We start from the raw sequence: 13,075 nt of genomic DNA on the forward strand, positions 1-13,075 counted from the left end.
CAATGAGATATTTTTCAACGATTTTCATTGTATCTCCTTTTCCCCCTTGTAGTCAGTTTTTTTTCAATAGTCACATAAAGATTTTATGGAATCTCAATCATTTTTCCATCATCACTCATTTTTGATATCATTACATGTGTGATTTGTCTTCAAAATAAGCGATAATGAATTTTTTACGAACATATCAAAAATCTTATTTGAGTACGATAAAACGATAATGAAAAGGTGTTATATGCAGAAATTTATTGTGATTGGAGCAGGGGTTCTCGGTGCCTCAACCGCTTATCACCTTGCCAAATTAGGTGCAGAGGTTATATTAATTGATCGTCACCACCCGGGTCAGGCTACAGATGCTGCAGCAGGAATTGTTTGTCCCTGGCTTTCGCAACGACGGAACAAATCCTGGTATCAGTTAGCAAAGGGTGGAGCTCGATATTATCCTGATTTAATTGCTCAATTGGAAGCTGATGGAGAAAAAGAAACAGGCTATAAACGTGTTGGAGCCATTAGTCTTCATGCAGACAGGAATAAGCTGGAACAGATGGCGGATCGAGTCCGCAAACGGAGAGAGGATGCCCCTGAAATTGGTGAAATTACGATTTTGTTGCCTTCAGAAACGAAGACCCTATTTCCACCCTTATCAGAACAATTTGGTTCTGTTCATATCAGTGGCGGAGCGCGAGTGAATGGAAGAGCTTTACGAAAGGCTTTGATTAGCTCTGCAATAAAGAATGGGACTACTTTTCTAAGTGGAAATGCCTCCATTGTTTATAAAAATAACCGTGTTATTGGGATTAAGCTTGAGGAATCCATTTTGTTTGCCGATCAGGTAATTGTAACTGCAGGGGCTTGGTCAAAAGAGCTATTGCAACCATTAGGTGTTGAATTCTTAGTTAAACCTCAAAAAGCGCAAATTGTTCATCTTGAATTGCCTGAAATCGATACGAATTCATGGCCGGTTGTCATGCCGCTCCATAACCAGTACATCCTTACCTTTGAAAATGGTCGGGTTGTCGTTGGATCCACACATGAAGATGAGGCAGGATTCGATAACCGTGTAACTGCCGGGGGAATAAATGAAATTTTAGGCAAAGCCTTAGAGGTGGCACCAGGCCTATCAAATAGCAGGTTCGTAGAAACACGGGTAGGATTTCGACCCTTCACCCCAGGTTTTTTACCAGTGGTAGGGGCCTTGCCTGATTACGAAGGAATTTATATAGCAAATGGACTAGGCGCATCTGGCCTAACTAGCGGACCCTATCTAGGTGCAGAACTAGCAAAGCATGTGGTAGGGAAACAAACAAAGATTGACTTTAGCCTCTATAACGTGTCAGGTGCTCTTGGAGGATAACTTACAGGATTGCAATTTGGTCCTTGTGGATTCTGACAAGTAGGACAGAAGGAGACATATTCAAATGGAAAACAACTTGATAGATACATGCAAAAACCTCATTAAAGAGGTAAAGAACATCGTCGTTATTACAGGTGCAGGAATTAGTACGGAATCGGGGATAAAGGGTTTCCGTTCAAGAACTGGGATTTATCAGTTGGCACCTGAGTATATCCTCTCGCTTGATTATTTTTATAAACATCCAAAAGAATTTTACCAATTTGCAATCGAACATCTTTATCACCCAGAGGCGGTTCCGAATATTGGCCATGAAATTCTTGCAACATGGGAAAAAGAAGGCAAGGTTACCCAAATCATTACCCAAAATATAGATGGATTACATCAAAGAGCGGGAAGTAACAATGTCATTGAGTTCCATGGAACAATGAAAACAGCAACTTGCCAAAATTGTGGAAAAACCTATTCGACTGATGAAATGGTCAAGAGGATGAAGACGATGGATGAATTTTATCTCTGTGACCATTGTGTCAATAATGATAAAAAAAGCAGCTACATTAAACCGGATGTGGTCTTGTTTGGTGATTCTGGAGAATGGTTTACAATCGAAGGGTTTAACGCGATCATAAACACCATTTCGCAAGCAGATTGTGTACTGGTTTTAGGTACGAGTTTAAAAGTAACGCCATTCTCCACTTTTCCACAATACAGAAAGACAGGTATACCTCTGATAATTATTAATAAAGGAGATACACCTTATGACCTTGAACCAAATACATATGTTATTCAAGAATCGATCGGAGATGCTCTGTCCAAAATTAATGTGTAAAAATCCAAAGGACAAATTGTTAGAAATTTGAGTGGTTACGAAAGATAAAAAAAAGCTATTATTTATTAATATGCACCCTCATAGATGGTTCCAGTTCCTCAGCGATTTAAGGGTTTTGAGCGCTTGGGGACTGGAATCATTTTCTGTTTTTTGACAAGTGACATATTGTCATTTATTATGAATAGATAATGCCGCAATGTAACATTAGCTGATTGAATGATAGGGGTTAGTGGCCAATGCCAAAAATAACTTTTTATAATTTACCAGAGAATAAAAAGAAAATGTTAATTCATGCAGCCAAAAAGGAATTTTCTAGGGTGCCATTAAACGATGCTTCAATTTCGAATATTATTAAAACAGCCCGAATACCACGTGGCAGCTTTTATCAGTACTTTGAAGACAAAGAGGATGCCTATTTTTTCTTATTAAATGAATTTGTTATTAATATTAATGAAAACTTTGTTTTGCTGCTAAAAAAATATAATGGGGATTTATTTGATACGATGATTGATTTTTTTCAATTGATTATCGAGGAAGAAGAAAATGTTACCTTTCTGGAAAATGCTTTCTTAAACATGACATATAAAATAGAATATACCTTTTCAAAGATTTTTAGGGATTGTGAAAGTAACGAAAATATTAAAGAAATTACAGATTTAATCAATACAAGCGGCTTGAATATTTCAAATGACAGGGATTTGCGCCATATCATGCAAATAATTTCAACCATCACTTTTCGTAATGTTGTGGAGAAATTTGGCAAAGAGTTATCTCAGCAAGAAGCTTTGAGTAATTATATAATAGAAATAAATCTGTTAAAAAATGGACTAGCTCGTAAATAAAATCGATGCTTTGGTCATCATGTAAAATTGGTTAAGAAAGAGCATACTAATTTAAGACTAGTCAACGTGGAGGAACTTAGATGAAACCAATAAAGCCACCAAAGAAACCACTCGTATATTACTATGGAGTTACATTAGTAATTATTTTGCTGCTAAATTCTTTTATTTTTCCAGCCATTTCTAATCACTCTGTAAAAGAAGTTGATTATGGTACATTTTTAACAATGGTTGAAAAAGGTAAAGTAAAACAGGTTGAAATTGAAGATAACACCATTATGTTTAAGCCAGTTGATACAAAAAAGGCTAAGCTATTCAAGACGGGAAAAATAGACGATCCTAAATTAGTTGATCGGTTGCATAAGGCAAATGTTAAATTTACCAAGGTGATACCAAAAGAAACTTCGCCACTAATAAATTTCATTTTGACTTGGATCCTACCGTTTCTAATCTTTATTGCTATCGGTCAATGGCTGATGAAAAAGATGCAAAATAAGATGATGGGCGGAGGAGGACCGATGTCCTTTGGCAAAAGTAAGGCAAAAGTATATGTGGAAACCGAAACAGGTATTACCTTTAAAGATGTAGCAGGTCAGGATGAAGCAAAGGAGGCTTTGCAGGAAATTGTCGATTTCCTTCATAATCCGAAAAAATACAAAGAAATCGGAGCAAATATTCCTAAGGGAGCTTTGTTAGTAGGACCTCCAGGAACAGGAAAAACCCTTTTAGCAAAAGCGGTGGCAGGGGAATCCAAGGTTCCATTCTTTTCAATGTCCGGTTCTGAATTTGTTGAGATGTTTGTTGGTATGGGTGCTGCAAGAGTTCGAGATTTATTTAAACAAGCTCAAGAAAAAGCACCGTGTATTGTGTTTATTGATGAAATTGATGCAATCGGTAAAAGCCGAAATTCAGGCATAGCCGGCGGTAATGATGAAAGGGAACAAACATTAAATCAGCTTTTAACAGAAATGGATGGATTTGATGCGGATAAGGGCATCGTTATCCTAGCCGCAACCAATCGACCTGAAACACTTGATAAAGCACTTTTAAGACCAGGTCGATTCGATCGAAGAGTTCCGGTTGAATTACCTGACTTGACTGGTCGTGAGTCGATTTTAAGAGTACATGCTACAAAAGTAAAATTAGCTGATGATGTTAATTTTAATGTGATTGCCAGAGCTACATCTGGAGCTTCTGGAGCTGACTTAGCCAATATTATCAATGAAGCGGCACTTAGGGCCGTGAGACTTGGCCGCAGTAAGGTGGTCCAAAATGATTTGGAAGAATCTGTTGAAATGGTTATTGCCGGATATCAACGCAAAAATGCTGTGATTTCGATGAAGGATAAATTAACGATTTCCTATCATGAGATTGGCCATGCTTTAGTTGCGGCAAAACAAAGTCATTCAGCCCCTGTTCATAAAATCACCATCATTCCTAGGACTTCAGGAGCATTAGGCTATACGATGCAAGTGGATGAGCATGAAACGGTCCTTATGACAAAAGAACAGGCATTGGATAAAATAACCACCTATATGGGAGGACGCGCTGCAGAGGAGATTATTTTTAAAACGGTCACCTCAGGCGCTTCCAATGATATTGAACAAGCAACAAAGATTGCCAGAGCAATGGTAACAAGGTTTGGAATGAGTGACGAATTCGATATGATGGCATTAGAAACCGTCAATAACCCGTATTTAGGAGGAGACTCTTCCCTCATTGTGTCGGCAGAAACTGCATCAAAAGTAGATTCGGAGATCCTAAAAATTATCAAATCCTGCCATAAAAAAGCCATCCAAATTTTGGAGGATAATAAAGATAAATTGCACGAATTAACAAAGTATCTTTTAGAGAAAGAGACAATCTCCGGGGAGGAGTTTATGTCCATATTAGGAAAAGAGGCTTAATGAGAACGAAAGGTTGAGGTTATTCGTTCAGAAGAGATAGAGTGTAAATGACTGAATTTCCATAAAAATACCCCATTTGGAAGACAATTTATATTTCCAATGAGGGTATTTTTCATTTTGTGATTAAATTAATTTATGGTCTATTTACAAATAAAAGGCACTTATTCGCAAATAACAAAGTAATAAGACTCCATTTCGATTAATTTGAAATGACAAAATAGCTATATGGACGCAAAAAAAGGGTGTCCCAAAGCTCTACTTTTAGGACACCCACCCGAAAAAACTCCTCTTACTCAACCGTAACCGATAATGATTTTACTAAAACGGATGGAGAACCAATTGGTGATAGTGGGAAAGTTAAATCCGAGCATATTTCTTCGACATTCAATAATAATTGATAAAAATTACCCGCGATGGTCATTAAGTTAACAGGATATTGAACCTTACCATCCTTCAGATAAAATCCATTAGCCGCAAGAGAAAAGTCACCCGAAACTGTGTTAGCACCTGAATGCAAGCCAGATAGATTCGTAATTAAAATGCCTTCGTCCACGGAAGCAAGCAATGCTTCAAATGGGGTAGAGGAAGGCTCGATATAAAGATTGGATGGACCAACCTTGACAGCATTTTTATAAGAATCTTTATGAGCGTGTCCTGTGGTTTCCGTTTGCTCTTTCTTCGCTGTTTTTTGATTGTGAAGCAAAGATTGTAAGACACCTGATTTTACTAATGTAAGTTTCTTAGTCGCTACTCCTTCACTATCAAAAGTTCTGCTGGCAAGGCCTTCCTCAAGGAATGGATCATCAACAATCGTAATCTTTTGGCTAGCAATTTGCTTTCCGAGCTTATCCTTCAATGATGAAATACTTGCTTGCGTGTTTTCTGCAGAAAAATTAGACGAGAATGTTGCTAATAGACTAGCTGCTGCATCATTTCTTAAAAGAATCGGATATTCCTTGCTCGGTATATTTCTCGATCTTAATTGTGAGAGTGCCTCATCAGCGGCTTTTTTGGCAATTTCCATGGCATTTAAGCGGTGGAAGTCTTTTGTCACTTGAAATTCAAAGGATGTTTTCGTTTCGGCTCCTTCACGTACGATAGCTTCCACGATAACATACAAATAATTCATTTGATCAGTTAATGACAAACCTTTATTATTTGCAAGATTTCTAGAGACCGATTCTGTCCGAATGCCGCAATATTCTGTCCCAACAATTCTAGGATCTAGTGTAAGTAATTCACGTTCAACATCTTTAATAAATTGAATTTTTTCAGGAATGGTTATTTCATTTATGGATGGAGAGAAAAAATTTCCATGTTTATAATGATTGCTTCCAGCAAAGATTTCTTCAATATCTTCATCATGCATTATTTGGGTATTTTCTTTAGCGTTATCTAACAAAAAGGGAATAGAGGCATCATCGATTTTTTCAGAATAGGCATAGCCCATTTTCCCATTAATGATCCCACGGAAGGATACGCCACCATCTTCTGCAATTTCATATTGATCAATTTCTCCTTTGTACACTTGGCAACCAAAAACTTCCTTCTTTTCATAATACATTTCCACATCTGTAAATCCGCTGCTTTGTGCCTCGTTAAATAGTTTTGCTTGAAATTCTTGTATCATCAACGCTTATTCCCCCTTTGTCCCACCGACGGTGATTTCGCTGACACGGATCATCGGTTGCCCTACGTTTACTGGAATACTTCCACTTAGTGAACCGCACATTCCCGCGCCATGACCCAAATTATTTCCGACCATATCGACAAGCTGTAAGGTTTTTGGACCATTACCGATTAAAGTAGCACCTTTCAATGGTTTTCCGAGCTTTCCATTGTTCACTTCATACGCTTCCATTACAGCAAAGTTATAATCACCTGTAGCTGGGTTCACTTGGCCGCCGCCCATATATTTTGTGTAAATCCCATGTTCGGTATTGGTGATAATTTCTTCAGGTGTTGATTTTCCAGGTGCAATATATGTATTGGTCATCCTGGAGGTTGGAGCAAAGCGGAAGGATTGTCTTCTCCCAGAACCGGTTGATTCCATACCCATTCTTCGTGAATTAAATTTATCAATTAAATAGCCTTTTAGAATACCATTTTCGATGAGAACATTTGTCCGTGCCTTTTCGCCTTCATCGTCTATATTGATAGATCCCCATTCGTTTTTTAGTGTGCCGTCATCGATATAGGTAACAATTTCCGGAGCGACCATTTCACCAAGGCGATTCGCAAACACAGAGTGGTTTTTCGCGACAGCGGTAGCTTCTAATCCATGTCCACAGGCTTCATGAAAAATAACCCCGCCGAATTCATTATCAATAATGACAGGGAATTTCCCACTTGGACATGGACTAGCATCCAGCATCGTCACGGCAATGCGAGCTGCCTCAGTTGCAAAATAATCCATATTTGAATTTTCGAAAAACTCAAAACCTTGATGGGCGCCTGGTCCATAGAAGCCTGTTTCCATTTTGTTATCTCGCACTGCCACAGCCTGAATCGCCATCCTTGAGCGAACTCGTTTGTCTTCGATCAATTTTCCTTCTGAATTGGCAATCAGGACATTTTGTTCTTCATCCATGTAGCGAACAGTTACCTGTGAAATACTAGAATGATAGTTTTTTGCCGTATCATAGGCATTTTTCATGATGGCTGCTTTGCGGGTTTTATCCACCTCTTTCGGTAAGAATTGAACGGGATTAATCGTTTCGAATGATTCTTGAACTAGAGGGACCAGTTGTATTATGGTATTTCCATTTATGGCTTGTGCGGCATTTTTAGCTGCTTTAATAAGGCCTTCTTTGGTAAAGTCGGTTGAATAAGCATAAACACTTTGCAATCCTTTAAATACACGGATGCCAATACCAAAATCACGGCCAGAAAGACATGTTTCGATTTTCCCACTTTGCAAGGTAAAATTATTGGTAAAACGGTCCTCTACGAAAATCTCAGAAAAATCTCCGCCAGTTGATAAAGCCGCTGTTAGTACGTCTTCAATTAAAGATTGATTTAGCATATGTTCCTCCTTAATTTTATTAATAATGGAAAAATTCTGTATTTTTAAATTAGAATTTTCCTTATTAGAACCCACGTTAATATCATACAACATTTTTCTATTGTGTGGTTAATTTTACCTTTTTGTTATAATTCCCAATATTACTAATCCTAATTAAAAAAAATGTAAAACCTTTCTCAATATCTTAATTTAAAATAAGGATTTTTAAAGGGTAGGAAATGTGAATTCAAAGTTGTGCATACATTGAAGAAGTAGGGTTTTTAGTTTGTAAGAAGGAAGACGGTTCTATCGTTCAATTGGAAGAAGCGATAGAAATAGAATACCACCGCCTCCTTATTAACGGGGAAATTTCCTTTTTACATATTCTGCCCTTTAACGAAATCTTCTTTTGGAAAACGGATTAATGCCGTAGTTTTTTAATAATAACGGCTTCAATAAATTCCCAGGGAAGAATCGTTTTAAGAAACAGATTTTTCTTCACACTTTTACCGATCGGATATCTGAAGTTTGGAGATTTCCGTTGAGAGGCAATTTGAGCTACTAGTTTAGCTACTTCGGTGGGATTGCCATGTTCTGCCTTTCCACTTTCAATCTCTTTTAAGATGTTTTTCATATAGGATGAGTAGGGTGATTCAGTATTGATTTCCATATAATCCACGCTTGACCAAATATTGGTTTGATACGATCCAGGCTCGATTAATGAAACATCAATTCCAAATGGTTTTAGCTCCAGCCTTAAGCTTTCACTATATCCCTCAAGTGCATGCTTGGATGAAACATAAGCAGATAATCCCGGGAATCCCATTCTGCCACTAATGCTACTCATGTTAATAATCCTGCCTTGCTTTCTAGCCCTCATAAAGGGAAGGACTGCTTGGGTTACTGCAATTACTCCGAAAAAGTTGGTTTCAAATTGCTGCCGATATTCCTCGATTGAAAGATCTTCGCTAAACCCACCAAGTGCAAATCCGGCATTATTAACTAACACATCTACAGATACATAGTTTGTAAGTAAATATTTCAATTCATTTATAGATTTGCTAGACGTTACATCAAGTGAATGGATATGAATGAATTTTTCTAAATCCTTTTCTTTTGCAATTTCGAGCAATCGCTTTGCTTTTTTCACATCTCTCATTGTCGCAATGACAGTAAAACCATTCACTGCCAGTTCGAGGGCGCACAACATGCCAAAGCCGCTTGAAGAACCTGTAACTATTGCCGTTTTTTTGTTCATAATTTTCTCCTTCAACATTCCTTAACTATCATTAAACCATATATTCAATAAAATTGGATTAGTTATAATATTTCCTATAGATAAAGAAGAGCAACCATCCTCAATGAAAGCAATTGTATGGCAGAAACAAAGAAAATTGCTGCTGAGTATGTCTGGAAAATAGCCCAACAAAAATTTATCGTGTGTTTTATTTTGTTGGAAATCATTTGATTGGATAAGACATAAATATAGATGAGGTCTGAGACGTGTAAATACGGCTCTTTATTTTGGGAAGAAAATTTTGTTGTATATATATTAGCGTTAATTTTTATATAAAACATGTAAATACTGGTTGTAAGTAAAAATAGTAATGAAATATTCACAGGATTTTGGGAGAAATTACGGTATAATAGAGTATGTTAAATCTTTCACAAACTATTAACAGATGATATTTTAAAAGGAGTCTATCTAATGGGATACAGTAAACCAGACAAAATTATGGAAATCACCGTGGAAAATGGCATCAAAAAAACAAAGTACTCTCCATTACAGATACTGATCTTAGGTTTTGAAGCAGGTGCATTCATTGCACTTGGATACTTACTTTCCATCCGGGTTACTTCAACTCTATCAATAAATTTAGAAGGATTAAGCAATTTGATTGGAGCATCAGTTTTTCCTGTAGGGCTAATTCTTACCTTACTAGCAGGTGGAGAGTTATTGACTGGGAATATGATGGCCGTGCCACTTGCAAGAATGGCGAATAAGATTAGCACAGGGCAGGTATTCTATAATTGGTTTCTTGTGACGGTCAGTAACTTCGTCGGAGCTATTTTTGTTGCCTATTTTTTCGGACATCTTGTTGGATTAACTGAAACGGGACCTTACTTAGAAAAGACAATTAGTATTGCCCAGCATAAACTTGAAGTGTCTTTTCTCCAAGCCTTTATTTCCGGTATTGGCTGTAATTGGCTGGTTGCTGCTGCCGTATGGCTTTGTTATGGTGCAAACGATATCGTAGGGAAAATAACCGGAATCTGGTTTCCAACAATGGCATTTGTTGCGATTGGATTTCAGCACGTAGTAGCAAATATGTTTGTCATCCCTGCTGCCATATTTGCCGGCCATTTTTCTTGGTTTGAATATTTTCACAATTTTATCCCAGTCTTTTTAGGAAATGCAGTAGGAGGTACAGCATTTATAGCTATGGCTTATTGGCACGCTTTTAAGAAAAATGATTCCAACTACACAAAACAAAAGGTTATTCAGCCAATGGTAAAAAGTCGAGTAAGATAGAATTCTTTTCGTTTTTCTTTCACATTTTTTTGTTCAATTGCATGTTTACTCCATCTATTTAATGTCGTATTCAAAACTGGATGGTGCCTTATTTTATTGAAGGGTGTCAGGCACCATCTTATGCTTAAAATAGTCTTTCGTTGGGTCTATCACATGGGTAAGAAGTAAATTCGCGTATTCTGATATTCCATCTATATTAACTGAACGTGCAGCCATTTCCGAACACTATTAATAAACCAGATTTTCGTGGTTTTTTGTAAGTCTACAACTGTTAGTGTTTTTTCGTGAATTTTTCCATTTTTAAGTAACATTTCTCGAAAGGTGCCAGCTAATAAGCCACTATTTAAAGGTGGCGTCCATAATGATCCATCTATTTCCAAGACCACGTTTCCATTCGTAAATTCAGTCAACTCACCGTCTTCATTCCATAGGAGCACGTCGAAAACAGCTGAAGGCTTCCACATTTGAAATTGAGCATATACATCCCGGTTCGTGGTTTTATGGTATAAGAAGGGATTGTTTTTTTCTACTGGTTTGTCGGCGAGCATTACCTTCAGAGGAGCCTGCGGTTTGTTGCTAGGAGTTCCTTCTATGGTGATGTTCCCATCGTTTTCCAAAAGGAGTCGAACTTTTAACTCCCCAATATTATTTTGACTTGAAAACTCGAGTAAGGCCTTTTTGACGCCCTCTGAATTATATGAAAAACCGAAATATTGGGCTGACTTATTCAGGCGATTAAGATGTTCTTGTAATAAAAAAAACTCCCCCCTGTCTACTAATAAACTTTCCAATAATTGAAACTCCGGTCTGTTTTCTTCAAGTAAGCTTGCCTTCGTCATGATTTCTTGATATTCATCTTCGGTAGTTGAATCCCAAGTAATTCCTCCGCCAACTCCATAGGTGGCTATCCCAGATTGATGTTCAATCAATACGGTTCTAATTGGTACATTAAAAATGGCTTCTTTATTTGGTGAAATAAAACCAATCGCCCCACAATAAACTTCCCGTGCTGACGTTTCTAAGTTTGAAATGATGTTCATTGTACTAATCTTTGGAGCACCTGTAATGGATCCACAAGGAAAAAGTGCTTTAAAAATATCAACGAGTTTCGTATTGGCAGAAACCTTTGCTGTAATCGTTGAAGTCATTTGATGTACAGTAGGATAATGTTCAATTTCAAAAAGCTTTGGAACGTTAACTGTACCAGGTTCGGCGATGATGCCTAAGTCATTTCGCAGCAGATCCACAATCATGAGATTTTCAGCGCGATTTTTTTCTGAATGATAAAGCCATTTAGCGTTTGCTTCATCATCTGCAACCGATTTTCCTCTTTTAATTGTTCCTTTCATCGGTCGAGTGGTAATTTTGTCACCATCCAAGTGAAAAAACAATTCAGGAGACGCAGACAAAATACTATGATTGCCAGTGTTGATGTAAGCACAATAATTGGATGCTTGTGCTCTTTTCAGTTTCTCAAAAAAAGCAATATCGTCTCCTTTGAAATCGGAGCTAAGACGAATCGTATAATTTGTCTGGTATGTATCGCCATTTTCAATCGATTGTTTAATCGATAAAATCGATTGATTGTACTCATCCATATTTACGGTTGGTTTCCATTCTGTGAGTGAATACGTCCCAGTATGGCTAAGTGGTTGAAGCGTTGGCTCTAGAAAAATCCCAAACCATAACAGCGGTAAGCTAGTTCCCTCCTTAACTCTATAGGCAGAATCGAATGCAGCCGCACTTTCGTATGTAATAAATCCTGCAGCATAATAACCGTTATCAACCGCATCCTGAACAAGTTGAAAGCTCGGTATCACTTCGTCGATTGTATGCGCAATGATCACTTTGATTGGATTTTGAAATGTAAGCGGCTTTATTTCACCGTTGGAATCGGCAAATTCAAAAGATAGGTGAGGCTGTTGCTGCTTCATTTTTTTTATATACCTCCTGATCTACCTTTGATTTGATAAAAAAATTCTCTAACATTTGTAATCCTTTTTCCGTCAAGATGGATTCGGGGTGGAATTGAACTCCTTCAACTCTAAATTGCTTATGTCGGATTGCCATAATTTCACCATCCTCACTTCTCGCACTAATTTCAAGACATGGAGGAAGGGAAGCTTCATCCACGATTAATGAATGATATCTGGTTACCTGTATGGGTGTAGGTATATCATTAAAAATATAATTTTGATCATGTCTAATAAGTGAGACTTTTCCATGCATCGGTTTTAATGCTTTTCTTATCATCCCACCAAAGGCTTGCGCAATAATTTGTTGTCCGAGGCAGACACCTAAAATAGGGATTTTCTGATAATACGTTTTTACCACATCTAAGCATAGACCGGCAGAATCAGGATTACCTGGTCCTGGAGAAATAAGAATATGATCTGGCTGCATCTTCTCTATATCGTCTAGCGAGAGCTGATCATTACGAATTACAATGACCTTTTCGCCAATTTTTCGGATGTATTGGACTAAATTGAACGTGAATGAGTCATAGTTATCAATTACTAATATCACGGTTTTACACTGGCTCCATTTCGTATGAATGTGTTTTGTGAATAGTTTATCTCTTTTATTAAACCTTATTATTGAGGAACTTGTATAGA

The 13,075-nt window shown here is 37.5% G+C and carries 10 protein-coding genes; 5 read left to right on the forward strand and 5 right to left on the reverse strand.

Annotated features, from left to right (window positions below):
* Positions 1 to 232: 232 nt before the first annotated feature.
* The 4 genes from RTR43_RS02655 (at position 233) to ftsH (ending at position 4,923) form a co-directional block, all read left to right on the forward strand.
* Positions 233 to 1,351, forward strand: a complete 1,119-nt coding sequence (locus RTR43_RS02655) for an NAD(P)/FAD-dependent oxidoreductase (protein WP_312469462.1) — start codon at positions 233 to 235, stop codon at positions 1,349 to 1,351.
* Positions 1,352 to 1,415: 64 nt separating this feature from the next.
* Positions 1,416 to 2,177, forward strand: a complete 762-nt coding sequence (locus RTR43_RS02660) for an NAD-dependent protein deacylase (RefSeq protein ID WP_312469463.1) — start codon at positions 1,416 to 1,418, stop codon at positions 2,175 to 2,177.
* Between the two features lie 236 nt (positions 2,178 to 2,413).
* Positions 2,414 to 3,019, forward strand: coding sequence for a TetR/AcrR family transcriptional regulator (locus tag RTR43_RS02665; protein WP_312469464.1), 606 nt, complete (start codon positions 2,414 to 2,416; stop codon positions 3,017 to 3,019).
* A gap of 80 nt (positions 3,020 to 3,099) precedes the next feature.
* Positions 3,100 to 4,923, forward strand: coding sequence for an ATP-dependent zinc metalloprotease FtsH (gene ftsH / locus RTR43_RS02670; protein WP_312469465.1), 1,824 nt, complete (start codon positions 3,100 to 3,102; stop codon positions 4,921 to 4,923).
* Between the two features lie 289 nt (positions 4,924 to 5,212).
* Here ftsH and RTR43_RS02675 read toward each other — a convergent pair whose 3' ends face one another.
* The 3 genes from RTR43_RS02675 to RTR43_RS02685 form a co-directional block, all read right to left on the reverse strand.
* Positions 5,213 to 6,553 (reverse strand): TldD/PmbA family protein, encoded by a 1,341-nt coding sequence (locus RTR43_RS02675; RefSeq protein WP_312469601.1) that lies wholly within the window; start codon positions 6,551 to 6,553, stop codon positions 5,213 to 5,215.
* Positions 6,554 to 6,559: 6 nt separating this feature from the next.
* The gene (locus RTR43_RS02680; protein ID WP_312469466.1) at positions 6,560 to 7,948 is read right to left on the reverse strand and encodes a TldD/PmbA family protein; all 1,389 of its coding nucleotides are present in this window, start codon (positions 7,946 to 7,948) and stop codon (positions 6,560 to 6,562) included.
* Between the two features lie 400 nt (positions 7,949 to 8,348).
* Positions 8,349 to 9,185 (reverse strand): SDR family oxidoreductase, encoded by an 837-nt coding sequence (locus RTR43_RS02685; RefSeq protein WP_312469467.1) that lies wholly within the window; start codon positions 9,183 to 9,185, stop codon positions 8,349 to 8,351.
* 450 nt (positions 9,186 to 9,635) lie between these two features.
* Between RTR43_RS02685 and RTR43_RS02690 the strand changes: the two genes are divergently transcribed.
* A complete protein-coding gene (locus RTR43_RS02690) occupies positions 9,636 to 10,460 on the forward strand; it encodes a formate/nitrite transporter family protein (RefSeq protein ID WP_312469468.1) in 825 nt (274 codons plus the stop codon).
* A gap of 191 nt (positions 10,461 to 10,651) precedes the next feature.
* Here RTR43_RS02690 and pabB read toward each other — a convergent pair whose 3' ends face one another.
* Positions 10,652 to 12,394, reverse strand: a complete 1,743-nt coding sequence (pabB, locus tag RTR43_RS02695; protein WP_312469470.1) for an aminodeoxychorismate synthase component I — start codon at positions 12,392 to 12,394, stop codon at positions 10,652 to 10,654.
* Positions 12,363 to 12,986, reverse strand: a complete 624-nt coding sequence (locus RTR43_RS02700; RefSeq protein WP_312469472.1) for an anthranilate synthase component II — start codon at positions 12,984 to 12,986, stop codon at positions 12,363 to 12,365. Before RTR43_RS02700 ends, pabB begins: the two co-directional genes overlap by 32 nt.
* Between the last annotated feature and the right edge of the window lie 89 nt (positions 12,987 to 13,075).

The sequence above is a fragment of the Neobacillus sp. genome (assembly GCF_031988165.1).
Classification (GTDB): domain Bacteria; phylum Bacillota; class Bacilli; order Bacillales; family Cytobacillaceae; genus Neobacillus; species Neobacillus rhizosphaerae.